This window comes from Streptococcus mitis, assembly GCF_946188615.1.
In the GTDB taxonomy this organism is placed as follows: domain Bacteria; phylum Bacillota; class Bacilli; order Lactobacillales; family Streptococcaceae; genus Streptococcus; species Streptococcus mitis_BZ.
In genome coordinates, this window is sequence record NZ_CAMHVK010000007.1 from 37905 (window position 1) to 63876 (window position 25972).

The following is a 25972-nucleotide window of genomic DNA, read 5'->3' on the forward strand; positions in this document are numbered from 1 at the left end:
CAACAATACATCATAATTTAGGCAACTCATTCACCGTTTCATAACTAAATCGAAGACTTTCCGCCGTAATGAAAACACCTGAAACAGCTTGATTTCAGGTGTCCGGAAACTTTGATATCTAGGCTCAAAGTTTAGGTATGGAACTTCGAAGAAGGTCGCTACCGTCCGTCATTACTTAAGGAAAGTCTTAAAAAATCTATAAACAAAAAGAGCCCAACGGCTCTTTTTACTTTTATTCTCCTTCAAAGGCATCTTTAATATGGTCAAAGAAGCCTTTTTTCTTTGGATTTACTTTCAAGTCACCAGCAGCTGCGAATTCTTTCAAAGCTGCTTTTTGACGGTCGTTCAAGCCTGTCGGTGTTACGACATTAACGGTAACGTATTGGTCACCAACCGCACCACCACGAAGACTCGGAGCTCCCTTACCACGTAGACGGAATTTCTTACCAGTCTGAGTTCCCTCTGGGATAACCAATTCAACATCACCGTGAACAGTTGGGATATCAACTGTGTCACCAAGAGCTGCTTGGACAAAGTTGAGGTTGAGATTGTAGAAGATAGTCGTTCCTTCACGTTCAAACTTATCGCTGGCTTCCACAGAAACCACTACATACAAGTCACCATAAGGTCCACCGTTAAATCCAGCTTCACCTTGACCCGCTAGGCGAATTTGTTGACCAGTTTCCACACCAGCAGGAATTTTGACATGTACGCTATGCGCTTGTTTTTCATGCCCTGTTCCGTGACATGTTGTACATGGATCTTTGATTTCTTTTCCGCGACCGTGACAGACATCACAGGTTACTTGGCGACGCATCATACCAAGTGGAGTCTGTGTATCGACGTTAATGACACCAGCGCCATGACAGCGTCCACAAGTGACTGGACTTGTTCCTGGCTTAGCACCTGAGCCATTACATGTACTACAGCTTGCTTCACGATTGTATTTAACCTCTTTTTCAGCTCCAAAAATAGCTTCTTCAAAGGTCAAGTTCACACGATACTGGAGGTCATCCCCCTGACGAGGAGCATTTGGATTGCGCGAAGCACCGCCTCCGCCGAAGAAACTTGAGAAGATATCTTCAAAACCACCGAAGCCTCCTGCCCCGTCAAAGCCGCCGAAACCACCTGCACCACCAAAGCCACCATTGGCACCAGCCGCACCATATTGGTCATAGGCTGCCCGTTTTTGGTCGTCACTCAAAGTCTCATAGGCTTCCTGAACTTCCTTGTATTTTTCCTCAGCACCAGGCTCCTTATTGATATCTGGGTGATATTTTTTCGAAAGCTTACGATAAGCCTTTTTGATTTCGTCTGCCGAAGCGTTTTTTGACACCCCCAGACGATCATAAAATTCAGTATTGTTCATACAAGATACCAAGACCGTAAAATTCGACTGAAAAATAGGAAATCTGACGCTGGAGCGATGCTCCTAGGCAGATTTATCTTTTTTCCGAGAATTTAGGTCGGGTTCAATTCCTTTCTTTTATATTGAGTAATAAATTTGGGAACCCGTGTTCAATTCCCTGAACACCTTTGTTCCTTTCTATAATTTTCATGTAAATCTTTAGAGGCTGTTTTCTATACTCTGCTTCACTTGATTAAACTCTTCATCTGATAGAGTAAATATCAAATCCTCTTCAGCATACTCGTTCTGTTCTTTAAAATAGTTGTCCGTATTCTCTGCCAACCCTAAACCGAAAATCACTTTTCTTGCAAACTCTTGATGTGCAAAACCGATAGCCGTAATGATTTGTTTATCTTGGACAAGAACTTTCGGTTGAAAATTCTTACGTGGAAGAAATTCAAAATAATCAAAGAAGTTTTGCCAAATTCCACCTGTAAATTTCGTGTCGTTCAACAAGCCAGCTTTCGCTAGTAAAATGGGCGCTGAAGAAATGGCTGCAATTAGGATATCTTGCTCATTAAGACTTCTCAAAAACGAAATCAATTTCTCATCTTGTAGAGCAGGACCTATATTGACCATTCCTGGCAAAATTACACAAGAATAATCTTCTATACAGAGCTGATCCAATGTTTTCGTCGGTTGACAGGGCAAACCATCCTCAGAGACTACCATCGAATTCTCAGAAGCGACATAATCAATCGTGATATCAAAAGACAGAGCTAAAGTACTCGTTAAAGTGGTTATCTCATAAAGAGAAAAATTAGGATAAATGATACAAAGTACTTTTTTCATACGCAACATCCTCTATTTTATCGAAAAACAGAGGCTGGATTGCAACCTCTGTGGATGAGTGAAGTAACTTAAATCAAATTTATTTTGATTTTAAATATCCAATAAGCACACAAACATTTATATATTTTTGTCTCTTCTTAGTATTGGCTATAAAATTCCAATAGATTAGAAGGAAAACACAGACAACCCAAACCATGCCAATTATAAACGATATTATAAATTCTGGTTTTTGTATGGTTGCTGATACTAGTGCTGATACTAGCGCTGACAACAATACTGAAGTAACAAAATTCCTTACCGCCTCATCATTTTTAACACAACTTTCATGCTCAGCTAAAATAATTGCTTTATACCTAGCCAAATACACTACTGGAATATTATCTATAAAATCTTTTGCAGATTCATAACTATCAGCTTTATTACAAAAATCATTATAAACTTTTCGTGTATTTTTTAGATACTCTTCATCCAATACACTCATCTTACTTCTCCGTAAACTCTCCGTCTACGACGTCATCGCCTGCGTTTCCTGTTGCTTGCGCCCCTTCTGCTCCTGCTTGAGCTTGTTGCGCTGCTGCAGCTTGTTCGTAGAGTTTAACAGCAAGGCCTTGAGCTTTTTCGTTCAATGCTTCAAGTTTTGCTTTCATGTCGTCCAAGTTATTGTCTTCTTGCGCTTTCTTAAGGTCATCAAGGGCAGCTTGGGCAGCGTCACGTTCTGCGTCGAAGCCTTTGCCTTCAGTTTCCTTGATTGTCTTTTCAGTCGCAAAGATTGCTTGGTCTACTTCGTTACGAAGGTCAACTTCTTCCTTACGTTTCTTATCTGCTTCAGCGTTAGCTTCTGCATCTTTCATCATGCGGTCGATTTCTTCATCTGTCAAACCTGAGTTAGATTGGATCACAATTGTTTGTTCTTTTTGAGTTCCAAGGTCTTTGGCCTTAACAGATACGATACCGTTCTTGTCGATATCAAATGTTACTTCGATTTGTGGAATACCACGAGGTGCAGCTGGGATATCTGTCAATTGGAAGCGTCCAAGAGTCTTGTTATCTGCTGCCATTGGGCGTTCACCTTGAAGAACATGGATATCAACGGCTGGTTGGTTGTCCGCTGCTGTAGAGAAGACTTGTGATTTAGAAGTTGGAATCGTTGTGTTGCGGTCGATCAGCTTAGTGAAGACGCCACCCATTGTTTCGATACCAAGTGACAATGGTGTTACGTCAAGAAGGACAACGTCTTTGACATCACCAGTAATAACACCACCTTGGATAGCAGCACCCATGGCAACTACTTCATCAGGGTTCACTGATTTGTTTGGTTCTTTACCAGTTTCAGCCTTAACAGCTTCCACAACTGCCGGAATACGAGTTGAACCACCAACAAGGATCACTTCGTCGATTTCTGACAAGCTCAAACCTGCATCTGAAAGAGCTTGACGAACTGGAACTTTTGTACGTTCTACAAGGTCACGAGTCAAATCGTCAAATTTCGCACGAGTCAAGGTCATTTCCAAGTGAAGAGGTCCAGCCTCACCTGCAGTGATGAATGGCAAGCTGATTTGTGTTGAAGTTACACCAGAAAGGTCTTTCTTAGCTTTTTCAGCTGCATCTTTCAAACGTTGCATCGCCATCTTGTCAGCAGACAAGTCAATACCGTTTTCTTTCTTGAATTCTGCTACCAAGTGATCGATGATTTTTTGGTCAAAGTCGTCACCACCGAGTTTGTTGTCCCCTGCAGTTGACAATACATCGAAGACACCGTCACCCAATTCAAGGATAGATACGTCGAATGTACCACCACCAAGGTCAAATACCAAGATTTTTTCTTCTTTGTCAGTCTTGTCCAAACCATAAGCAAGAGCTGCTGCAGTTGGTTCGTTGACGATACGTTCTACTTCAAGACCAGCGATTTTACCAGCGTCTTTTGTGGCTTGACGTTGAGCGTCGTTGAAGTAAGCAGGAACTGTGATAACTGCTTTGGTTACTTTTTCACCAAGGTAGTCTTCAGCATAACCTTTCAAGTATTGAAGAATCATAGCTGAGATTTCTTGTGGAGTGTATTCTTTTCCGTTAGCAGAAACTTTTTCAGAAGTTCCCATTTTAGATTTGATAGAGATAACTGTATCTGGATTTGTAACTGCTTGACGTTTTGCAGCATCACCAACGATGATTTCACCGTTTTTGAATGAGACTACAGATGGAGTTGTACGGTTTCCTTCTGGGTTTGCGATGATTTTGCTTTCAGTTCCTTCAAGAACTGCAACTGCTGAGTTTGTTGTACCTAAGTCAATACCGATAATTTTAGACATGTGTTTTTCTCCTTGTTAGTTAATTTTCTATTTTTTTATATTTCCCTTAAGTGGTGGGGACGTGAGCAACTCCCTACGGGATTTCATCACTTATTTTTGAGCCTATTGTCTCAAAAATCCCCTGTTTCAGTAGCTTTTGCTACTGAAACTTTCACCACGGTGGGAAATATCTTCCTTGCAAGCCTCCGGCTTGCCTCTTATCTTTCTTCATAGTTTATTGTCGTTTCGGACAAGGTTTTTAAGCGCTCTCTCCTAGTTGTAAACAACTACCATGGCTGGGCGTAGGATGCGGTCATGGAGTTTGTAGCCTTTTTGGAAAACTTGAGCGATGGTATCTGCTGGGTGTTCATCGTCTGCTGGAAGAGTTTGGATGGCCATATGATAGTTATGGTCAAATTCACCGTCAGCTGCGATTTCTTCGATTCCTTCTTCTTTCAAAGCGTGAATCAAGCTTTCTTGCACCATTTCCAAGCCCTTCTTCACATCATCTGTCAAACCTTCAACTGCGAGTGCACGCTCAAGGTTGTCCAAAGAAGGGAGAATCGCTTTTGCCAAGTCCTGGCTACGATAACGTTGCAAATTTTGACGCTCTTCATTGGCACGGCGTTGGATATTTTGCATTTCTGCATGAGCGCGAAGATATTTATTTTCGAACTCATCTGCACGTTCATTTGCCAAGTCCAATTCAGACTTCTCAGGAGTTGTTTCTTCTACCGTTTCCACAACTTCCTCTTCTTGAACTTCTTCTACTTCTTCATTTTTTATATCTTGGGCCATTTTCGCCTCCTTTAATGATTTCAATCTTAATGTACTTCGTAATGATTACTGCTGAGGTAGCGGTAAAAATCTGTCAACTTCATGGTCAAAACACGATTGACTACATTGACTTGGTTGATTAATTGCTGATAATCCAGATTAACTGGACCGATAATGGCTAGAATTCCAACTCCCCGATAAGGAATGAGGAACTTGCTACTAATCACCGCTAGGTCGGCTAGACAGGACTCTTGACTGTCTGCAACACGAACGTTTTGCATCTGATCTTCACGCAGACCCTCACGAATCTCCAGAGCCACCTTTTGCGGTTGGTCAAAGAACTGATAAGCTGCCAGATTGGCAAAATTCAAGAGATTGACTTTGCCCGCCACCACAATGTTTTCGTTGAACATTTCCTTAAAGATATGTTCAAAGAGATCAATCACATTATCCGTCGTTGTAAAGTAACGCTGGATAATCTGCGGAATCTCCGTCCGAATCTTGTAGTGAATATCTAGAACAGTGTGGCCGAGGAAACGTTCCTGAATGATGCTCTTCAGCTTCAGCAAATCCTCCTGCAAAAAGTTCCTTGGAATCAGAAACTGACTGGTAACCGTTCGAGACTCGTCTAGGGTGAATACCGCCAAGGCTGTATGTTGCCCCAAAACAACGATATCAAAGGCTGTCAAACGTTGCCTGCTCGGCTCAACATCCAGTGCTACTACCGTACAGCCACTCAAGTCTGTCAGCAGGTTAGCAGCCTCTTGCAGAATATCCTCCAATTTGAAGAATTCCTGATCAAAGGCTTTGACAATCTCATATACCTCATTTTCAGCTAGTCGGTCAAAATCCAGTGAGTGTTTCACATAGTACTGAAAACCAGCAACACTTGGCATCCGACCACTTGAAGTATGGGCCTTCTCAAGCAACCCTTGCTTTTCTAGAGCCGCCATGTCATTACGAATGGTTGCACTGCTAGAGTTAATAGACTCTTGCAAGGCTTTGGATCCGACAGGTTCGTGCGTTTTGGTAAAGATGTCAATAATCAGATTTAAAATATCCTGCTGACGCTCTGTAACCACCTCATCACTCCTCTCTGTCTGATCGATTAGCACTCGATACACTCAAGTGCTAACTTATGATTCTATTATACACCCTTAAAAGAGAATGTCAAGACAAAAACTCAAAAAATTAGCACTCTTTTGCCAAGAGTGCTAAAAATCAGTCTAAAGACCTAGAACCTTACTGTTTATCTACTCGGTATGCCCTTTTAAGCCTTAAATAGCCATGAATTAAATAAGAAATCATAAAGGCATATAGAGCAAAAATGACAAAGAAAGATTGCGACAGTTCTTCTCGAAACAAACTCATACAAACAACAAGACCACCTAAGAAAGTAGCTGCACATGAACGAAATCTATATCGCATAACTTCCCATCTGAGCCCCTTACTCATATAGACTTGATCCTCTGGAAGTATATTAGAAGCCGGTTTACGAAAAATTGAATAAAAACCTCTTTCTATCAATTCCCAACCTCTATTTCTAAAATCTTGCAGTTCATGCTTATATTTTTTAAGAAATCTAGAATCATAGATACGGTAGATGACATCGTCTGGTTGACATTGGTCAAAATAGAAAAAACCAAAACGACTCGTTCTATACCTCCAACCTTTCAAGTGCATCTCATGTAAATATTCTTCTTTCTTATCCTCATCAAGAATCGTAAAAATCCGAAATTGTAGTTTGCTTTTCATCATCGCACCTCCAAATTAGAAAACATGCATGGTTTTATTTATCAGATAATTCTTTCCACTTTTGAAACAATCTCCAAAAAATATAAGACATCTGAATCGAATGAACTATCAATAAAACACCATCTATTATAACAATCAAAAACATTTCCCAACTGAAAGAACTACCTCCAGTGACAAACTTTGAGAAAACCGGTAGTAGAGCTAAAAAGAGAAGCAAAATAGGAAGCATCCGCCTCGTTAAAATCCGTTTGACCATAGCTAGCTTCCCGGCCGCGTCATTATAAATTTCAAACTCGGCATCCAACTCAATTCCAGAATGAAGCTTTCTAAAGTAGGAAAAACCATTAAAGTCTGTAATATGCTCCCATCCACAGTCTTTAAATAATTGTAAATAGGAGGCTCTCTCTGATTTTTTCATAGGATAAAAGTCCAACTGATAAGACACCTGCTCCGGTTGGCACTTTTCAAAAGTATACTTAACCGCAACTACTAAGTTAGAGTAGGTCACTTCCTTGAGTTTCCAGCCCTCAGCATGCATTTTTCTAAGATATAAAGCCTCTCTATCATAATCCGCAATGGTAGCAATTCTATAAACAACCTTCTTTTCCATCATCTTTCCTCCAGACTGTTTCTATAGAGCCGTTCAATACGTTTCAATTCAATATCTAAGACTTTTCTTCCCAAGTCTGTAATCTGATAGATTTTACGCTTCTCCTCTTCTCGGACAAAGGAAATCAAACCATCCTTTTCCATTTTTGACAAGGTTCCATACATAGTTCCAGGACTAATCGAAACTTGCAAATCTGTCATCTCCTTGACCTTTTGCGTAATACTGTACCCATGACCTTCCTTTTGCAGACAGAACAAGATATAAAAGCCCGTTTCCGTCATGGGAAGATAAACTCGACGAATCTTATCCGTTAATTCCATTTATAGCTACCTCCTATCCAGTTCGATATATCGCACTTCGTTATATAAAATATATCACACCTCGATATAAAATACAAGAAAAAAAGATTATCCTCACGGACAATCTTCCTTCTATATTAGTATTAGTAAAGGTCTAAATAATTATCAATTTCCCATTGTGAAACGAAGGTTGCATAACTTGCCCATTCGATTCGTTTGGCTTCAAGGAAACTAGTATAGATATGTTCTCCGAGAGCCGCTATGACAACTTCATCTTCTGTCAAAGCTTTCAAAGCGTTGTGAAGGGTTGATGGAAGGTCTGTAATACCAGCTTCCTTACGCTCTTCTGCTGTCATGATGTAGATATTTTCTTCGATAGGAGCTGGTGCTTCGATTTTATTCTCAATACCATGCAAACCAACTTCCAACAGAACCGCCATAGCGATGTATGGGTTTGCCATTGGATCCACTGAACGCAACTCAAGACGAGTTCCCATACCACGTGAAGCAGGCACGCGCACAAGTGGCGAACGGTTACGACCAGCCCAAGCAATGTAAACAGGCGCTTCATAACCTGGAACCAAACGTTTGTATGAGTTAACCGTTGGGTTCATGATGGCAGTATAGTTGTAGGCATGCTTGATCAAACCACCAAGGAAATGGTAGGCTGTTTCTGACAACTGCATTCCTTTTGGATCATTTGGATCAAAGAAGGCATTGTTTCCTTCTGCATCAAACAAGGACATATTACAGTGCATACCTGAGCCAGCAATACCAAATTTTGGCTTGGCCATAAAGGTTGCGTAAAGACCATGTTTGCGAGCAATGGTTTTAACAACAAGTTTAAAGATTTGAATCTTATCACAAGCACGGAGAACTTCATCGTACTTAAAGTCAATCTCATGCTGTCCAACCGCAACCTCGTGGTGACTCGCTTCTACTTCAAATCCCATTTTGGTCAAGACATTCACGATTTCACGACGTGTATTGTCCGCAAGGTCAGTAGGTGCCAAATCAAAGTAGCCACCCTTGTCATTTACTTCAAGTGTTGGGTCCCCATTTTCATCCAGTTTAAATAGGAAGAATTCTGGCTCTGGTCCAAGATTGAAAGATTTAAACCCTACTTCTTCCATGTGACGAAGAGCACGTTTGAGATTACCACGAGGGTCACCTGCAAATGGTTCACCTTCTGTTGTATAGACATCACAGATCAAACCTGCAACACTTCCATTTTCATCTCCCCACGGGAAGACTGTCCATGTATCCAAATCAGGGTACAAGTACATATCCGATTCATTGATACGTACAAAACCTTCGATAGAAGATCCATCAAACATAGCCTTGTTTGACAAGACTTTATCTAACTGTTCATCTGTAGCAGGAATTTCGACGTTTTTCATCGTCCCCAAAATATCTGAGAACATAAGACGAATAAAGGTAACATTTTTTTCCTTGACTTCACGACGAATATCTGCAGCTGTGATTGGCATGAGTTTTCTCCTTAATGTATGACTACTTGCGGTTGCCTAACCGCGACCAAAAGGTGACCGTACTGAAGCAAAGCGACCCTGTTGGAGGAGTTCATTGTGAAGTGCACGGCGCACCTCAGTCTGACTCACCGCTTTCTTGGATTTCGCTTCACGTTCAGCATATTTTTTCTTAATGGCAGCGATATTATAACCTTCAGAGATATAATCTTTGATTTCAAGCAGACGATCCATGTCATTCAAGGAATACATGCGACGGTTTCCTTCGTTTCGATCAGGTTTAATCAACTCTTGATCTTCATAATAACGAATCTGACGCGCCGATAGATCGGTCAACTTCATAACACTGCCGATAGGAAAAACAGCCATATTTCGGCGAAATTCTTTTTCCTTCATTTACAATTTCCTTCTTTCTGTCTATTATAGTCTAAAAAAAGACAAACGTCAATTGATAATGTTATAAAATGTAACATTATTTTTCTTTTTTCTCTAAAAAGAGCCGAATACGATCAATATCGTAATTTACGAGAATTGCGACAAAAACTCCCATGAAAGTTTCTGATACACGCGCAAACACGTACAAAATTGTCTCCCCACTCGGTATTGATAGGGTAATGATTAACATAGCCGCTACACCGCCAATAATACCTGCTTTGTTATTCATGGCTACATTTGTCATAATGGTTAACATGGTACAAATCGGAACAACTACCAAAGTCACCCAAAAGGCTTCGTGGAATAAGGTGTTTAATAGGAAGAAGAGGAGGGCATAAAGGCCACCGATACTATTTCCTAGAATACGCGAAGTTCCAAAATGAACACTCTTATCAAAACTCTCCCTCAGACTAAAAACGGCTGTCAAAGCACCTATTTGAAGACCTTTCCAGCCAAAAAAGCCAAAAATTAAGAGAACTAGAAAAACAGCAATACCTGTTTTAAAGGTTCGCATACCAAGTTTGAACTGGGATTTATCGAATTTATATTTTTTAAAATAACTCATAATCTCAACTTTCTATTTCCATTTTATCATAAATTGGCTGATTTTATGATGAATAGTTAAGAGGAAGCGTTTTTATTTCAAGTAAAAGAAAAGAGGAACTGTCATCCCTCTCTTCTTTGATTCATTTATGAAATCTTATTTTTCTGTCAAGGCTGCAAGTCCTGGAAGAACTTTACCTTCAAGAAGTTCCATTGATGCTCCACCACCGCGTCACAAATACCTACACTAACACAAAAAGGTGGCTATGTCACCTTTTTGTTAACGTTTCAGTTTTGTTCCTTTTTCTACAAAATCAGGATTTTGTAGAGACTAACGGGCTGAAATTATTTTTCTGTAAGTGCAGCCAAACCTGGCAATACTTTACCTTCGAGAAGTTCCATTGAAGCACCTCCGCCCGTACTAATCCATGAGAATTTGTCTGCGCGACCAAGGTTGATCGCTGCGGCAGCTGAGTCACCACCACCGATGATTGATTTAACGCCTGGTTGTTTCACGATAGCGTCCATCACACCGATTGTACCAGCTTGGAAGTCTGGGTTTTCAAATACACCCATAGGTCCGTTCCATACAACTGTTTTGGCACCAGTCAAAGCTTCGTCAAATTTAGCGATAGATTTTGGACCGATATCAAGACCAAGGAAGCCTTCAGAAACTGCTTCACCTTCAGTGTCACGCACTTCAGTGTAGCCAGCAAACGCGTTTGCTTCTTTTGAGTCAACTGGCAAGACCAATTTACCGTTTGCTTTTTCAAGAAGAGCTTTCGCAACATCCAATTTGTCTTCTTCTACAAGTGAGTTACCGATTTCGATACCTTGTGCTTTGTAGAATGTGTAAGTCATACCACCACCGATAAGAACTTTATCAGCTTTTTCAAGCAAGTTTTCGATAACACCGATCTTGTCTGAAACTTTTGAACCACCAAGGATAGCTACGAATGGACGTTCTGGAGTTTCAACTGCTTCTTGGATGTAGGCAATTTCGTTTTCAAGAAGGAAACCAGCAACTGCTTTTTCAACGTTTGCTGAGATACCAACGTTAGATGCGTGTGCACGGTGAGCTGTACCGAATGCATCGTTTACGAAGATACCATCTCCAAGTGATGCCCAGTATTTACCAAGTTCAGGATCGTTTTTAGATTCTTTCTTGCCGTCAACATCTTCGTAACGAGTGTTTTCAACCAAGAGAACTTGTCCATCTTCAAGAGCGTTGATAGCTGCTTCCAATTCAGCACCACGAGTTACACCTGGGAAAACAACGTCTTGGCCAAGTTTTGCTGCCAAGTCTGCTGCTACAGGAGCAAGTGATTTACCAGCTTTATCAGCTTCTTCTTTCACACGTCCAAGGTGAGAGAAGAGGATAGCACGTCCACCTTGTTCGATGATGTACTTAATAGTTGGAAGAGCTGCTGTGATACGGTTGTCGTTAGTGATTACGCCATCTTTCAATGGTACGTTGAAGTCAACACGAACGAGGACTTTTTTACCTTTCAAGTCAACGTCTTTAACAGTAAGTTTTGCCATGTTACAAAAACCCCTTTATTTATTTTATTCGAAACTATTATATCACACTTTGGAAATATAAGGAAAGATTTCACAAGATTTTTCGATATTTAATCTTCATCTTCTTTTTTCTGTTTCAAGGTCAAGGCTAAACTAGCAAGACCAAGGCTGGCCAATCCTGCTATTAGGGCTTCATTGGCATCAGCAGTTCCTGTATTTGGCAATTGGGTTCCTGCTTCTTCTGATTTAACTGCTGTATTTTGGACTGGTTTTTCTTGTGTAGGCGCTACTGCTGGTTCAGTTTTTACTTTTGTTCCAATTTCAACAATTTCTGGAATCGCTTCTTGAATGACTTCTGTTGAACGAAGGCGACGCTGACCGTTCTCATCAACTTCAAAGACATGTCTTAATAGACCATCTCGTCCCTGTATGATGACTCGTTGTTCCCCAACTAGCATATCAGCATTTTCATGCTCTTGACGATCAAAGGCAACCTTTTCCTCTTGAACTTCCAATTTAGGAGCCTTTTGTTGATCAGAAGCCGGTTGATTAGTAGGTTTTGGAAGATCTGTGTTTTGTGGTGCTGGATTGGCAGGAATGAGACCAGTACCTACTTCTACGATTTCAGGGCTTGCTTCTTTCAAAACTTCTGTAGCGCGAAGCGTACGATTGCCTTGGCTATCTACTTCAATCAAGCGGCGAATTTGTCCCTCAACCCCTGCTTGGACAAGTTGACGTTGACCGACTGTAAGATTTGGATTTGGACGTTCTTGGTGTTCGAAGGCGATACTTGTCTCTTCGACTTCTAATTTCGGAGTATCCACAACCAAATTCTTGACACCTTCAGCTGGTTCCTTGCTTGAAATAACTTTTTCTACTGGTTTAGCAGGTTGTGGTTTTTCAGCAGATTCATAAACAAAGGCATAATGAGTAAAGTGTGGTGCTGTAAAGATGACATGACTATCCGTTTGTTCAAAAGCCAATTCTACTGCTGCTTTTCCTTCAGGTAAGAAGAAGACTTTCTTCACTTTCTTATCTTTTTCAATTGGAATTTTCACAATAGAAGCGTAAGAGAGATCAACGTCTTGACCTTTTTCATCTAGACCTTCTATTTCAAAGACATGAGCATCTTCTCCAGCAAAGTATTTCTTCTCTTCATCACTTGCTTGAACACGTTCTACTTTCAAGCCCTTGATGACAGTCTTCTCTTTATTTGAGAAGTGTACTTCAACACCTGTTTTACTATCAGAAAAGACTGCTGGTTTGTCTTCTTTCAATAGGGCAACCAGATCTTTTAGACTCTGTTTCGCTGTCGCAAGCTCTTCTGGACTCAAATCTACTTTTTCAACCAAGACCTTGTTCTTTTCAAGAAGTGGGGCTAGGGCAGAACCTGAAGGATGGTTTGGTTTGGCAGCTAAGAGCTCTTGAGCCTCACCTGTTAAGCGATCGAGTTCTGTCTTTTCTTCCGTAAATTTCTCTTGACCATTCAGAGCTTTATGAGCTTCTGTCAATTTATTAAGTCGGTCATTAACCTGATCTTGGGTGCTAGTTTCATGGTCTTTCAACACTTGTTCGGCCGCTTCAATTGCTTTCAAGAATGCTTCTTTTACTTCTGGCGAAGCAAAGTTATAGACCACCTTGTTCTTAGCCGCTTCAACTTCTGCTAATTTTTGTTTAAGGTACTCATCGTTCAATGCTGCTTTTGGAGATACCAAAACATCAAAGTTGACTTCATGTCCTTGGTAACGAAGCGTCAAGGTTTGACGACCAGTCTTTTGAGCATCGTAACCAGAAATTTCAACTCCCTCATCAGTAAAGGAATGTTCTTCCATGGTGTCATTACTATAAGCCACTGCAAAGCGTCCTTCAGACAAGTCTAAGCTATCACCAACTAGGTAATCTTTTTTGGGTTCCTGACTTACTTCAATTCCCAAAATAGTTTTCGGACTTGCTTCATCTTGACTAGTAACAGTCACTGATAAATTAGCATGTACCGGTTGCCCCAAATATTGTAAAGTAAGATTTTGTTCTCCCTTATGATGCGTATCAAAACCTGACACTGATACACCCGCGTGAGTTAGGCGAATAAGTTCGTCCTCAGCTCCACCTTCATACTGAACTCGAAGAACACCACCTCTAAGGTCTAAATTCTCCCCTTCGGCGTAGCTTGTTTTCTTAGGTCCTGTTTCTAGGCTGACTGACTTGATTCTTCTGTCATCTTTTGGAACGGAAACTGCTAGGATATTACTAATTTCCTTGCCTGGCAACTGGGTACGATAGTAAAGAAGACCAGATTGATTTGTCAAATCTAATGGTGAACTTGCTAGGTCTCCTCCAACTTCGCTCTTCAAGGTTGCAAGCGGAGTTTGAGAATTTGGATTATCATAAACGGTAATGGTTGCTCCAGCTGGTACATCCGCAAAGCCAACTTGTACCTTATTATTGCCTAGAGAGCGGGCTGCAGCCTTGGCCATCGGAATATTGACACTCTCAGTATCAAGCTTTTCATACATTTTCCAGTTATAGATACGAATAGCCTTCCATGGAGTTCCATTGTCGGAAGTGACAACATTCAAGCGCCAATCTTGAGCTGTGATAGGTTTGTCAAGGGTAATATCTGTAACATGAGCTTTATTGCCACGGACTTCCTTAGCCAACTTCCATTGACCATCCGCATCTTTATAATAAAGGTCAAAGTCTTTGGTGTTCATCAAACCATCGTTTACAGATTCTCCACCAGCTCCAGCATGATCCATCACCCATCTAACAACTGTACGTGGCTGGGTCAAACGAATATCCACACTACCACTTAACTGTCCAGAAGACCACTTGTCTGAAAGACTGGTAATGGTACCATTCAACATACCTTCAATACCTTCTCCACCTTCAGTCTTAGGGAAAGTACTATCAATAACTGTTGCCCCTGGAACGATATTTTCAGCTAGTGGTTTTGGTAGGCTGGTATCTTTTACAGTCATGCCCCAATCAAAGGTTGTGGTTGCAGCTTCTGAACGAACTCCATTTTTACCGACTGCTACAACTTTCAGTTCTTGAGTTGTACCTTGAGCACTTGCTGAGCGGCTAACTTTTGGTAGATAAATAGTTGTAGAAGACGAGCCAGTTAGTAATTTCCAGCTGTCTCCATCTTTTTCGTAAACTTCATAGAAATCTGCATCCTTGTTGCCTTTAAATTGCACAACTGCTTCCGCTTCTTGGGCATTTTTAAGGACTTGTTTGGCTACAGCTACTGTGGTTGGTGCCTGAGGAGCATCTTGATTATTGCTGATGGTCAATTGCCCCAGGTTAAATTGATAACCTTTTAAGTCTTTGTCATTTTCAAAATAGAGTTTAATACCGTAAATTGTTTTACCTGCCAAGGCACTCAAATCAAAATCATCGGTAGTCCAGTTATCTGAAACTGTCAATTCTTTACGGGCAGCTTCATCACCGTAGGTATAATCTTTCTTGGTTGCAAATTCTACATAAACCTTGGTCCCTTTGCCTCCTTTGTGGGCAACATGCAATTTGGTGGTATCTGTCACCTTCAAGCGAGTAGAGTACAAATTCACATCTTGCTTGGTCGCACCTGAAAGATCCCCTGCAAATTTGAGAGAAGTTCCACCATTATAAGCATCTTCAAAATCATAGCTTGCTTTCAACTTATCGCCAGTTGATTTTTGCCACCAGCGCCATGTTGGAAGAACACCTGAAACTGAACGGTAATTCCACTCAGAATCCTTAGAAACCTTACCATCTACGAACCATTTTCTACCATGACCTGTATTAAAAGAAGTAGTAAAAGTATTACCTACTGCTGGCGTACGGTCCGCAACTAGGTTAGCAATCCCATACCAATCTTTATCACCTGGTTTTTGGCCAGTAGGATCACCTTGATAACCTGTAAAGAAGATATCTTCATTCTTATGATAATCTTCACCAGTTTTTCCTAAACTTGTAATGGTATCTGGGGCGAACAAACCAAGAGAAAGGCGTAATTTCCCATTTTCATCTAAAATGTCATTCCATTTGACCTTGGTCTTGTAGGAACCACCCTGTTGCAATTCCAAACCTGCAAATACGTCATAAGGATTACGGCCAATCCAGTTGGCAGTTGTAATAGTGTAATCATTCTTAGCCTTATCCCAGTTAAAATTAGCAAAGAAGTTATCTGCTGGAACCTTATCTCCTTCTGGTTGCATGAATTGGTAGTTGTATTCTCCCAAACCATCTTGGTGGTAACGTCCATAGTTATAAGTCATGGCATCGTACCAAGAATACTTGATTGGATGGTTTACCTTAGCAGCATATTCCTTGGTATAGAGCATAAACTGGCGCATCTTTTCTCCAAGAGGTTCAACCAAATCCCCAGTTGTTTCTTGGTTAATGAAATAGCCATCATAGCCATAATACTTGGCCATATCCACCAATTTACGGGCAATTGGGAAGCTACCATCTGGGTCTTGCTTCAAAGCTTCAGCGAATTTTTCTTGATCAGCAATACTATTAGACCAGTTGAAGAAGAGTGTACCATATACAGGAACCCCGTTACGGTGACCTGCATCAATAACGTCAGGAGTTGGTACGAGACCTTCCCAGAAGACCATTGAATCTAGATATTGCCAATAGTCAAAAGCATAGGCCTTGAACTCTTCTCCACCAACAGAAGCATGGTCTTTTGCTTTAGAATTGGTGTTTGATAGGGCTTGAACTTTTGCTTCCTTGCTAGCTTTTTCATTGACCAAATGACCTGTCCGACGTGAAGCGAGGGCGACAGACCCGCGGTTAATAGCATCATCTTCACGAGCACCTGGTTCCCATTTTAACAATTCTTCCCAAGAATTAAACTTGATTTCCTTTGGTTTTAATGTTTTTTCCGTATTTTTAGGGACATCTGGCTGGACTTCTTTTTCAGTCTTATTAGCTTCTGCTGCTGGCTTAGACTCATCTCCTTGGCTAGCTGCTTCAGGCTTTGCTTCTATTTCCTTGTCAGACTTAGGTTTTGCTTCTGCAGATGGTGTTTCTGTAGCCACCTCACTTGCTTTTTCCTCTGGTTTAGCTGCGCTAGCTGCTTCTGCGGTTTCAGTAGTTGCAGCTTCATTGCTTACTGGCGAAGCAGTTTCAGATGCTGTCGCTACTCCTTCTGCCTTTTCTGGCTTATTTTCTCTAGCATGTTCTCCTTCATGCTGCTTGTCAGCTTCATTAGTTGGATGCTCACTCTCTCCTGAAACAAGCTCTGTATTAGCTCCGCTATTTTCAGGAACTGCAGTTTCTTCAGCCAAGGCTGGACCAGCAAATAAAACAGCCCCAATCATCAGCGAGCAGGCTCCTACTGATAACTTACGAATACTGTAACGACAACGTTTTTCAAAAAATGGATTCTTCATTTTTTCCTCCTAAAAGATTGATTTTGTTGCATAAAAGAAAGCGCTTAACTTTCTTTATAAAATTTTTATCCCAATCACAGGGACCAAGATAATTCCTCCCTCATTTTAAAATATTTCTTTTAAATGTCAATATATAAAAGGAAATGCCTATATCTAGGTTAGAAATTGGTAAAATTAATATAATTAAGGCCCATTCTAACGAATTTTCTTTCTAAAATCTTAGCTTAACACTTGTTAGATTTACTTTTATCCTTTAAAATAGAATAGGAGAAATTCCGTTATTATTTTTCGGAGGAAAAAGAAATGTCCATTAATTGGCAGGAAATTTTATTTCACTTTTTAGGTGGTCTGGGACTATTCTTATATAGTATCAAGACCATGGGAGACGGTTTGCAACAAGCTGCTGGAGATCGCCTTCGGTTTTACATTGACAAGTACACTAGCAATCCGTTCTTCGGTGTGCTAGTTGGTATCGGTATGACGGCTCTAATTCAGTCAAGTTCTGGGGTCACAGTCATTACAGTGGGGCTAGTCAGCGCAGGACTTTTGACCTTGCGTCAAGCTATCGGTATTGTCATGGGTGCCAATATTGGAACTACCGTTACATCCTTTATCATCGGTTTTAAGCTAGGAGATTACGCCTTACCAATGCTTTTCGTCGGAGCGATTTGTCTCTTCTTCACCAAGAATCGCTCTATCAATAACATCGGACGTATCATTTTTGGTGTAGGTGGTATCTTCTTCGCTCTCAATCTTATGAGCGGTGCAATGGAACCTCTAAAAGACCTGCAAGTCTTTAGAGACTATATGGTTGAACTAAGTAAGAGTCCTATTCTAGGTGTCTTTGTCGGAACTGGACTAACCCTACTCATTCAAGCTTCTTCCGCAACTATCGGTATCCTACAGAATCTTTACGCAAGTGGTTTGATTGATCTACAAGGTGCCCTACCAGTCTTGTTTGGTGATAATATCGGAACGACCATTACAGCTATTATTGCTTCTCTTGGAGCCAATATCGCTGCCAAACGTGTTGCTGGTGCTCATGTCGCCTTTAACGTGATTGGTACGGTTATCTGTATTGTCTTCCTTGTACCTTTCACTGGCTTGATTCAATGGTTTGAATCTACACTCAATCTGGCTCCAGAAATGACCATTGCCTTCGCCCACGGAACCTTTAATATCACAAATACTATTATCCAATTTCCATTCATCGGAGCCTTGGCCTACTTTGTAACCAAGCTCATCCCTGGTGAAGATGAAGTTGTCAAGTACGAGCCACTTTATCTTGATGAGCATTTGATTAAACAAGCTCCATCAATCGCTCTCGGAAATGCCAAAAAAGAACTCCTTCACTTAGGAAATTATGCTTCTAAAGCCTTTGACCTTTCATACAACTACATCATTGACCTTAATGAAAAGGTTGCTGAAAAAGGGCACAAGACAGAGGAAGCTATCAATACCATTGATGAAAAATTGACTCGTTACCTTATTACTCTTTCAAGTGAAGCTCTTAGCCAGAAAGAAAGTGAAGTGCTCACCAACATTCTTGATTCATCCCGCGATTTGGAACGAATTGGGGACCACGCAGAAGCGCTAATCAACCTGACTGACTACCTTCAACGTAAAAACGTTGAGTTCTCTGAAGCTGCTTTACAGGAATTAGCTGATATCTATCAAAAGACCACTGGCTTTATCAAAGATGCCCTTGACAGCGTGGAAAACAATGATATTGAAAAAGCTCAAAGTCTGATTGAACGCCATAAAGAAATCAACAATATGGAACGTGTTCTCAGAAAGACCCACATCAAACGCCTCAACAAGGGCGAGTGTTCAACACAAGCTGGGGTCAACTTTATCGACATCATTTCCCACTATACTCGTGTATCTGACCACGCTATGAATCTAGCTGAAAAGGTCATCGCTGAACAAATCTAAGAACCAAGAAGCTATCCTAAATAGGATGGCTTTTTTCTTTTCCTAATCTAGAATTGCTTTTCTAACATATAGAAAAATGCTTTGATTCACAATGGAATCAAAGCATTTTAAAGAGCTCCCCATACATAATCGCAGAAGCTGCAGTTCCTCTGTACTTAGCTTCTTCTCTTTTGATAAAGCGAGCCAAGTTGAGCAACTCAGGTGCCGGATGTTTGGGATTTAGGAGCAATTCACGATTGACTAGGCCTGAGAGACGAACTGCCAGCAATTGCTCATTTGTAGTAGGCAGTTTTTTAGCAGTCTCTAGGAGAGCAGCAACTAAATCTTCACTCAAATCATGTCGAGCATGATTGTAAAGATCTTTTACAAGGCTTTCTAGGTTTGGTTCTACCATCCCTACCACCTCCCTTATGGTTTAATAATTTTTAATCAAATCAACCGTTGAACGATCCAATTTTTTCACCAAGGCTTGCAAGAAAGCTTGAGCTTCTAAGAAGTCATCCATAGCGTAGAGGGTTTGATGAGAATGGATATAACGAGCGCAAACACCGATTGTTGTTGATGGGACACCACCATTTTTCAGATGAGCTGCGCCAGCGTCTGTTCCGCCTTTACCACAGTAGTATTGGTACTTGATACCAGCTTCTTCAGCCGTTGTCAAAAGGAAATCCTTCATCCCTGGGAGAAGCAAGTGACCTGGGTCGTAGAAACGAATCAAGGTTCCAGCCCCAATCTTGCCTTGACCACCATAAACATCACCAGCGGGAGAGCAGTCAACTGCTAGGAAAACTTCTGGGTCAAACTTAGTTGTAGATGTATGAGCACCACGCAGACCAACTTCTTCTTGGACGTTAGAGCCAAGATAGAGTTCATTTCCGAGTTTTTGACCTGACAGAGCTTCTGCCAACTCGCTCACCATAAGAACTCCATAGCGATTGTCCCAAGCTTTTGAAATGATATTTTTTTCATTGGCTGTTAAGATAGCGGAACTATCTGGGACAATGGTGTCACCAGGACGGATTCCAAAGCTTTCTGCCTCAGCCTTATCCGCAAAACCGCCATCAAAGACGATATCTGCAATGGCAGGCATGGTTGGTCCGCCCTTACCACGAGTCAAATGTGGCGGAACAGAGCCTGAAATCACAGGAATTTCACGACCGTCACGAGTAAAGAGTTTAAAGCGCTGGCTACTAACCACCATAGGATTCCAACCACCGATTTCTACGACACGGAAGGTACCATCTGGCTTTATTTCGCTGACCATAAAACCAACTTCATCCATGTGAGAAGCGACCAAGACGCGCGGTGCATCTGCAGCTTCTGAATGTTTGATACCAAAAATACCACCCAAGCCATCTGTCACCACTTCATCCACGTGCGGTGTCAACTTTTCACGAAGATAAGCACGGACAGGTGCTTCATGACCTGAGATCGCAGCAAGTTCTGTTACTTCTTTGATTTTTGAAAATAATGTTGTCATTTCAGTTCCTTCTTTCTTTCATCCATTTTACCACTTTTTATAGGAGAAGGATAGCGGGAAGGTGGATTTCTAAGTTAGTATCTTAGTTTTGCTCTATCTTAGAAATGAATTGTATTCTCTTGCATTTGAAGTAAAATCTAAAAAAATTCCAAGATTCACTCGAAATTTTATTCCCAAACAAAAAAACAATCCGATGCCAAAATCGTTCAGATTTTTCATAAAATTTGCAGAAAATAGTTGACTTCTCCTTCTTATTTCTTTAAAATAGTACAAAACTAGAAAAAGGAAAAAATCATGACCAAAACAATTCTTGTTACAGGTGGAGCTGGCTACATTGGCTCCCATACCGTTAAAGCTCTTTTAAATGCTAGCTATCAGGTACATGTTCTAGATAATCTCTCTACAGGAAATCGAGCGGCTGTAGATAGTCGTGCTAGCTTTAAACAACTGGATGTTTATGATGCTAATGCCTTAAAAACTTACTTGGAAGAAAACAAGATTGACGCTGTTCTGCATTGTGCGGGTGAAATTGTTGTGAGCGAAAGTATTGAAAATCCAAGTAAATACTTCACTGCCAATGTTGCGGGTATGAACCAAGTTCTCAAAGTCTTATCTGAAGTTGGTATTCAAAAAATCATGTTCTCTTCGACTGCTTCCCTCTATGGTAATAACTGTATTGACAAGCCTGCAACTGAAGATACCCTGCTCGACCCTGTCAACCCTTATGCAGAAACAAAACTGATGGGTGAACGAATGATTTACTGGATGGCCAATCGCTATAATTGGAAATATGTCATTTTCCGTTACTTTAATGTAGCTGGGGCTGAAATGGATGCTTCAAACGGTCTGCGAGTGAAAAATCCAACTCATATCATTCCAAATATCAACAAGACCGCATTGGGACAAAATGATAGCCTGAAAATATTTGGAGATGACTACGATACACGTGATGGTTCATGTATTCGGGATTACATTCATGTCTTGGACCTTGCACAGGCTCATGTTAAAGGAATGAACTACCTATTTCAAGAAGACAGTTCTTCTCAAATCTTTAACTTAGGAACTGAAAAAGGCTATACCGTCAAAGAAATCTTTAAAACTGCTGAAGAATTACTGAATCAAAAAATACCACACGAAATTGTTGCTCGCCGTGCTGGTGACCCAGCTAGCGTCCTAGCAGACGCATCAAAAGCTAAAAAATATCTTGATTGGAAGGCTAGCTACTCCCTCGAAGATATTATTTTATCAGATTATCGTTGGCGTGTTAAAGAAGGCAAAAACATTTTGGAATAGGATAACAAAGGAGAAAGCCTTGGCGCTCTCTCCTTGTTTTATTCATTAAATTGTCAGAAAATTTATTGACAGATTAAATAAATCATGTTACAGTAATATCCGCAGGTATCTTTCAGTACCAAATCTACATGAAAGGATGGGGTATGAAACTTTCTCATTATTTAATTGGCTTACTTCTACTCCTAGTCTTTCTCTCTATTAGCATTGGGACCAGTGATTTTTCATGGGGAAAACTCTTTGCTCTGGATCATGAAACTTGGCTTCTCTTTCAAGAGTCCCGTCTTCCAAGAACCATCAGTATTCTCCTGACGGCCTCTAGTATGAGTATGGCAGGACTTCTCATGCAGACTATCACTCAAAATCAGTTTGCTGCTCCAAGCACAGTTGGAACGACTGAAGCTGCCAAACTGGGAATGGTGCTGAGCCTCTTTGTCTTTCCGTCGGCTAGTCTGACCCAAAAGATGCTCTTCGCTTTTGTTTCATCCATCGTATTCACCCTCTTCTTCCTAGCCTTTATGACTATTTTTTCTATAAAGGAAAGGTGGATGTTGCCTCTGATTGGGATCATCTATAGCGGGATTATCGGTTCTGTGACAGAAGTTATCGCCTATCGTTTCAATCTGGTTCAGAGTATGACTGCCTGGGCCCAGGGCTCCTTCTCCATGATTCAGACTCATCAGTATGAATGGCTTTTCTTAGGCCTCATTATCCTGATAGCCGTTTGGAAATTATCCCAAACTTTTACCATCATGAATCTAGGGAAAGAAACCAGCGAGAGTTTGGGGATTTCATACTCCCTACTTGAAAAACTGGCCCTCTTTCTGGTGGCGCTAACGACAAGTGTCACCATGATTACCGTGGGTGGCTTACCATTTCTCGGAGTTATTGTTCCCAATCTTGTTCGTAAGCACTATGGAGATAATTTGAGTCAAACCAAACTCATGGTCGCACTGGTTGGGGCCAATCTAGTTCTGGCCTGCGATATCCTCTCTCGAGTCTTGATTCGACCCTATGAGTTGTCTGTCAGTCTTCTACTAGGAATCATTGGTAGCCTCGTCTTTATCCTACTTCTATGGAGAGGGGGACGAAAAGATGCAGTCTAAAAGCAAACATACCAAACTCTTCTGGCTTCTCATTATTCTGGCCATCGGAGCTTGTCTCCTCTATTTTTGGCCCATCACCCACCTGTCTGCCTTTGCCTGGAAGCTACGTTCCCAAAAGATTGTCGTTTATCTCTTGGTAGCTATCGCGACAGGGATTTCGACCATTAGTTTTCAAACACTGACGGAAAATCGTTTCCTGACGCCAAGTATTTTAGGAATCGAATCCTTCTACGTCCTACTGCAAACTCTACTACTGGTTTTTGAAAGCAAGTTTCTTCAACTTGGCAAGTCCCCTATTTTAGAATTCCTAGTTTTGTTTCTGCTTCAATCCCTCTTCTTTCTTGCCTTACAAGGCTACTTGAAGACACTGATGAAGCAAGATTTGGTCTTCATCCTGCTAATCTGTCTAGCACTCGGAAGTCTCTTTCGAAATATCAGTACCTTCCTTCAGGTCTTGATGGATCCAAATGAATACGATAAACTGCAGAACAGTCTCTTTGCCTCCTTTCAGCATCTCAACACTTCCATCCTAGCCATTGGTTCTCTGATTATCCTTGCTTTGACCATCTTTTTCTTTCGGAAAGCAGTCATTCTGGATGTCTTGCACCTGCAAAGAGAAACGGCTCAAATATTGGGGCTCAATGTGGAAAAAGAACAGAGAGAACTCCTCTGGGGCATCGTGCTTTTGACTTCAACAGCCACCGCCTTGGTAGGTCCTATGGCTTTCTTCGGCTTTATGCTGTCCAACCTCACCTACCTGATTGTCAAAGACTATCGGCACAAGTTACTCTTTATCGTAGCCATTCTGGTTGGATTTATTAGCTTGACCTTGGGGCAAGCCTTGATTGAACGAGTCTTTGCGCTGGAAATTCGCATCAGCATGATCATCGAAAGTGTAGGAGGTCTCCTATTCTTTATCTTACTATACAGGAGGGCGCGTCAGTGAAACTGGAAAACATTGACAAATCCATTCAAAAACAGGATATTTTGCAAGACATTTCACTTGAAATCAGTCCTCAGAAACTGACAGCCTTCATTGGTCCAAATGGTGCTGGAAAATCGACTCTCCTCTCCATCATGAGCAGACTGACCAAGAAAGATCAGGGAATTCTCAGTATCAAAGGCCGTGAAATCGAGAGCTGGAATTCGCAAGAACTGGCTCAAGAACTGACTATCCTAAAACAGAAAATCAATTACCAAGCCAAATTGACGGTTGAAGAACTGGTCAGCTTTGGACGTTTTCCCTACAGCCGAGGTCGACTGAGACCAGAAGATTGGGAAAAAATCCGAGAAACTCTGGACTATCTGGAACTGACCAACTTAAAAGACCGCTACATCGATAGCCTGTCTGGAGGACAGCTCCAGCGAGTCTTTATCGCTATGGTACTGGCCCAGGATACGGACTTTATCTTGCTGGACGAACCGCTCAACAATCTCGACATCAAACAAAGTGTCAGTATGATGCAGATTCTTCGACGACTGGTGGAGGAACTCGGCAAGACCATTATCATCGTCCTCCACGATATCAACATGGCCAGTCAGTATGCAGATGAAATTGTCGCCTTCAAGGACGGTCAAGTCTTTTGCAAAGGAACGACAAATCAAATCATGCAGTCTGATCTGCTCAGTCAACTCTATGAGATTCCCATCACGCTAGCTGATATCAATGGCAAAAAGATCTGTATCTATAGCTAATAACATATAAGTTCAAGTTAGAGAACCTTCAGTCTCTTAGTCAATAAGACCAAGAGACTCCTTAAATCGTTATCACATTTTAAAAAGGAGAAATTATGAAAACATCCCTTAAATTTTATCTCACTGCCCTAGCGGCCAGCTTCTTGCTCCTACTTGGTGCATGTAGTACAAACTCAAGCACTAGTAAGACGGAGTCAAGTAGCTCTGCTCCAACAGAGGTAACCATTAAAAGTTCACTAGGTGTAGTCACACTTTCAAAAGTCCCTGAAAAGATTGTGACCTTTGACCTCGGTGCTGCGGATACTATTCGCGCTTTAGGTTTTGAAAAGAATATCGTCGGAATGCCTACAAAAACTGTTCCGACTTATCTAAAAGACCTAGCTGGAAAAGTTAAAAATGTTGGTTCTATGGTTGAGCCAGACCTAGAAGCCCTTGCTGCTCTTGAACCAGACCTAATTATCGCTTCACCACGTACCCAAAAATTCGTAGATAAGTTCAACGAAATCGCTCCGACTGTTCTCTTCCAAGCAGGCAAAGATGACTACTGGACTTCTACCAAGACTAATATCGAATCCCTAGCAAGCGCCTTTGGTGAAACTGGTACACAGAAAGCCAAGGAAGAATTGGCCAAGCTAGACAAGAGCATACAAGAAGTCGCTACTAAAAATGAAAGTTCTGACAAAAAAGCCCTTGCCATCCTCCTCAACGAAGGGAAAATGGCTGCCTTTGGTGCCCAATCTCGTTTCTCTTTCTTGTACCAAACCTTGAAATTCAAGCCAACAGATACTCAATTTGAAGACTCTCGCCACGGACAAGAAGTCAGCTTTGAAAGTGTCAAAGAAATCAATCCTGACATCCTCTTTGTCATCAACCGTACCCTTGCCATCGGTGGGGACAACTCAAGCAACGACGGCGTCCTAGAAAATGCCCTTATCGCTGAAACTCCTGCTGCTAAAAATGGCAAGATTATCCAACTAACACCAGACCTCTGGTATCTAAGCGGAGGCGGACTTGAATCAACCAAACTTATGATTGAAGACGCACAAAAAACCTTGAAATAAGCTACTTTAAACTCAATCACATCTTTACATGATAAAACGCATCCTATCAGACTCACTCAAACCTGATAGGATGCGTTTTTATCATTTCACTAAAATACTTTTACCCAGC

General features: G+C 41.2%; 22 protein-coding genes and 1 pseudogene. 6 read left to right on the forward strand and 17 right to left on the reverse strand.

What is annotated here, in order from left to right; translation table 11 throughout:
• Positions 1-232: 232 nt before the first annotated feature.
• The 15 genes and pseudogenes from dnaJ to OCF95_RS09935 all read right to left on the reverse strand — a co-directional run.
• Positions 233-1369, reverse strand: coding sequence for a molecular chaperone DnaJ (gene dnaJ, locus OCF95_RS07840; protein WP_001066308.1), 1137 nt, complete (start codon positions 1367-1369; stop codon positions 233-235).
• 198 nt (positions 1370-1567) lie between these two features.
• Complete coding sequence (locus OCF95_RS07845; RefSeq protein WP_000756346.1) at positions 1568-2200, reverse strand: DJ-1/PfpI family protein; 633 nt, start codon at positions 2198-2200, stop codon at positions 1568-1570.
• A gap of 79 nt (positions 2201-2279) precedes the next feature.
• Entirely contained in the window at positions 2280-2681 is a 402-nt protein-coding gene (locus OCF95_RS07850) for a hypothetical protein (RefSeq protein ID WP_000114425.1), read from the reverse strand.
• 1 nt (position 2682) lies between these two features.
• Positions 2683-4506 carry a molecular chaperone DnaK gene (gene dnaK / locus OCF95_RS07855; RefSeq protein WP_261105199.1) on the reverse strand — a complete coding sequence of 608 codons (1824 nt, stop codon included), beginning with the start codon at positions 4504-4506 and terminating at the stop codon, positions 2683-2685.
• 252 nt (positions 4507-4758) lie between these two features.
• The gene (gene grpE, locus OCF95_RS07860) at positions 4759-5283 is read right to left on the reverse strand and encodes a nucleotide exchange factor GrpE (RefSeq protein ID WP_000046038.1); all 525 of its coding nucleotides are present in this window, start codon (positions 5281-5283) and stop codon (positions 4759-4761) included.
• Between the two features lie 26 nt (positions 5284-5309).
• Positions 5310-6344 (reverse strand): heat-inducible transcriptional repressor HrcA, encoded by a 1035-nt coding sequence (gene hrcA, locus OCF95_RS07865; protein ID WP_000255759.1) that lies wholly within the window; start codon positions 6342-6344, stop codon positions 5310-5312.
• Between the two features lie 160 nt (positions 6345-6504).
• The gene (locus OCF95_RS07870; RefSeq protein WP_000837547.1) at positions 6505-7017 is read right to left on the reverse strand and encodes a DUF2812 domain-containing protein; all 513 of its coding nucleotides are present in this window, start codon (positions 7015-7017) and stop codon (positions 6505-6507) included.
• Positions 7018-7051: 34 nt separating this feature from the next.
• Positions 7052-7627: a DUF2812 domain-containing protein gene (locus OCF95_RS09890; protein WP_004238824.1), complete on the reverse strand. Its 576-nt coding sequence runs from the start codon at positions 7625-7627 to the stop codon at positions 7052-7054.
• Positions 7627-7947 carry a PadR family transcriptional regulator gene (locus OCF95_RS07880; RefSeq protein WP_000423971.1) on the reverse strand — a complete coding sequence of 107 codons (321 nt, stop codon included), beginning with the start codon at positions 7945-7947 and terminating at the stop codon, positions 7627-7629. The genes OCF95_RS09890 and OCF95_RS07880 overlap by 1 nt, the downstream gene beginning before the upstream one ends.
• Positions 7948-8069: 122 nt before the next feature.
• On the reverse strand, positions 8070-9416 hold the full coding sequence (glnA, locus tag OCF95_RS07885) for a type I glutamate--ammonia ligase (protein ID WP_049501990.1): 1347 nt from the start codon (positions 9414-9416) through the stop codon (positions 8070-8072).
• 36 nt (positions 9417-9452) lie between these two features.
• On the reverse strand, positions 9453-9809 hold the full coding sequence (glnR, locus tag OCF95_RS07890; RefSeq protein WP_000659548.1) for a transcriptional repressor GlnR: 357 nt from the start codon (positions 9807-9809) through the stop codon (positions 9453-9455).
• Positions 9810-9885: 76 nt separating this feature from the next.
• Positions 9886-10413, reverse strand: coding sequence for an FUSC family protein (locus OCF95_RS07895; RefSeq protein WP_049501989.1), 528 nt, complete (start codon positions 10411-10413; stop codon positions 9886-9888).
• Positions 10414-10736: 323 nt separating this feature from the next.
• The gene (locus OCF95_RS07900) at positions 10737-11933 is read right to left on the reverse strand and encodes a phosphoglycerate kinase (protein WP_261034938.1); all 1197 of its coding nucleotides are present in this window, start codon (positions 11931-11933) and stop codon (positions 10737-10739) included.
• An 89-nt stretch (positions 11934-12022) separates the two neighbouring features.
• Positions 12023-16942 (reverse strand): endo-beta-N-acetylglucosaminidase, encoded by a 4920-nt coding sequence (locus OCF95_RS07905; RefSeq protein ID WP_419991762.1) that lies wholly within the window; start codon positions 16940-16942, stop codon positions 12023-12025.
• 291 nt (positions 16943-17233) lie between these two features.
• Positions 17234-17296: pseudogene (locus tag OCF95_RS09935) on the reverse strand (YSIRK-type signal peptide-containing protein); the annotation flags it as partial.
• Between the two features lie 303 nt (positions 17297-17599).
• On the opposite strand from OCF95_RS09935, the gene OCF95_RS07910 reads away from it, so the two are divergent.
• Positions 17600-19231, forward strand: coding sequence for a Na/Pi cotransporter family protein (locus OCF95_RS07910; protein ID WP_060627140.1), 1632 nt, complete (start codon positions 17600-17602; stop codon positions 19229-19231).
• A 97-nt stretch (positions 19232-19328) separates the two neighbouring features.
• On the opposite strand, the gene OCF95_RS07915 is transcribed toward OCF95_RS07910, so the two are convergent.
• Complete coding sequence (locus OCF95_RS07915) at positions 19329-19625, reverse strand: bacteriocin immunity family protein (RefSeq protein WP_033679682.1); 297 nt, start codon at positions 19623-19625, stop codon at positions 19329-19331.
• 21 nt (positions 19626-19646) lie between these two features.
• Positions 19647-20711 carry a glutamyl aminopeptidase gene (pepA, locus tag OCF95_RS07920; protein ID WP_049546802.1) on the reverse strand — a complete coding sequence of 355 codons (1065 nt, stop codon included), beginning with the start codon at positions 20709-20711 and terminating at the stop codon, positions 19647-19649.
• A 294-nt stretch (positions 20712-21005) separates the two neighbouring features.
• Here pepA and galE point away from each other — a divergent pair, with 294 nt between their 5' ends.
• The 5 genes from galE to OCF95_RS07945 all read left to right on the forward strand — a co-directional run bounded on the left by galE (position 21006) and on the right by OCF95_RS07945 (position 25863).
• Positions 21006-22004, forward strand: coding sequence for a UDP-glucose 4-epimerase GalE (gene galE / locus OCF95_RS07925; RefSeq protein WP_065427852.1), 999 nt, complete (start codon positions 21006-21008; stop codon positions 22002-22004).
• 143 nt (positions 22005-22147) lie between these two features.
• Positions 22148-23107 (forward strand): ABC transporter permease, encoded by a 960-nt coding sequence (locus OCF95_RS07930; RefSeq protein ID WP_049515979.1) that lies wholly within the window; start codon positions 22148-22150, stop codon positions 23105-23107.
• A complete protein-coding gene (locus OCF95_RS07935; protein WP_049515981.1) occupies positions 23097-24053 on the forward strand; it encodes an iron chelate uptake ABC transporter family permease subunit in 957 nt (318 codons plus the stop codon). The genes OCF95_RS07930 and OCF95_RS07935 overlap by 11 nt, the downstream gene beginning before the upstream one ends.
• Positions 24050-24802: an iron ABC transporter ATP-binding protein gene (locus tag OCF95_RS07940; RefSeq protein WP_238096239.1), complete on the forward strand. Its 753-nt coding sequence runs from the start codon at positions 24050-24052 to the stop codon at positions 24800-24802. The genes OCF95_RS07935 and OCF95_RS07940 overlap by 4 nt, the downstream gene beginning before the upstream one ends.
• A 95-nt stretch (positions 24803-24897) precedes the next feature.
• Positions 24898-25863, forward strand: a complete 966-nt coding sequence (locus OCF95_RS07945) for a siderophore ABC transporter substrate-binding protein (protein WP_238096240.1) — start codon at positions 24898-24900, stop codon at positions 25861-25863.
• Positions 25864-25972 lie beyond the last annotated feature (109 nt).

Bases quoted from the DNA above. Each gene is read 5' to 3' on its own strand.
- OCF95_RS07845 (WP_000756346.1), bottom strand. From the start codon at position 2,200: ATGAAAAAAGTACTTTGTATCATTTATCCTAATTTTTCTCTTTATGAG.
- dnaK (WP_261105199.1), bottom strand. From the start codon at position 4,506: ATGTCTAAAATTATCGGTATTGACTTAGGTACAACAAACTCAGCAGTT.
- OCF95_RS07935 (WP_049515981.1), top strand. From the start codon at position 23,097: ATGCAGTCTAAAAGCAAACATACCAAACTCTTCTGGCTTCTCATTATT.
- OCF95_RS07910 (WP_060627140.1), top strand. From the start codon at position 17,600: ATGTCCATTAATTGGCAGGAAATTTTATTTCACTTTTTAGGTGGTCTG.
- grpE (WP_000046038.1), bottom strand. From the start codon at position 5,283: ATGGCCCAAGATATAAAAAATGAAGAAGTAGAAGAAGTTCAAGAAGAG.
- glnA (WP_049501990.1), bottom strand. From the start codon at position 9,416: ATGCCAATCACAGCTGCAGATATTCGTCGTGAAGTCAAGGAAAAAAAT.
- OCF95_RS07900 (WP_261034938.1), bottom strand. From the start codon at position 11,933: ATGGCAAAACTTACTGTTAAAGACGTTGACTTGAAAGGTAAAAAAGTC.
- OCF95_RS07915 (WP_033679682.1), bottom strand. From the start codon at position 19,625: ATGGTAGAACCAAACCTAGAAAGCCTTGTAAAAGATCTTTACAATCAT.
- glnR (WP_000659548.1), bottom strand. From the start codon at position 9,809: ATGAAGGAAAAAGAATTTCGCCGAAATATGGCTGTTTTTCCTATCGGC.
- OCF95_RS07895 (WP_049501989.1), bottom strand. From the start codon at position 10,413: ATGAGTTATTTTAAAAAATATAAATTCGATAAATCCCAGTTCAAACTT.
- pepA (WP_049546802.1), bottom strand. From the start codon at position 20,711: ATGACAACATTATTTTCAAAAATCAAAGAAGTAACAGAACTTGCTGCG.
- OCF95_RS07870 (WP_000837547.1), bottom strand. From the start codon at position 7,017: ATGAAAAGCAAACTACAATTTCGGATTTTTACGATTCTTGATGAGGAT.
- dnaJ (WP_001066308.1), bottom strand. From the start codon at position 1,369: ATGAACAATACTGAATTTTATGATCGTCTGGGGGTGTCAAAAAACGCT.
- OCF95_RS07850 (WP_000114425.1), bottom strand. From the start codon at position 2,681: ATGAGTGTATTGGATGAAGAGTATCTAAAAAATACACGAAAAGTTTAT.
- OCF95_RS07945 (WP_238096240.1), top strand. From the start codon at position 24,898: ATGAAAACATCCCTTAAATTTTATCTCACTGCCCTAGCGGCCAGCTTC.
- OCF95_RS07930 (WP_049515979.1), top strand. From the start codon at position 22,148: ATGAAACTTTCTCATTATTTAATTGGCTTACTTCTACTCCTAGTCTTT.
- OCF95_RS09890 (WP_004238824.1), bottom strand. From the start codon at position 7,627: ATGGAAAAGAAGGTTGTTTATAGAATTGCTACCATTGCGGATTATGAT.
- OCF95_RS07880 (WP_000423971.1), bottom strand. From the start codon at position 7,947: ATGGAATTAACGGATAAGATTCGTCGAGTTTATCTTCCCATGACGGAA.
- galE (WP_065427852.1), top strand. From the start codon at position 21,006: ATGACCAAAACAATTCTTGTTACAGGTGGAGCTGGCTACATTGGCTCC.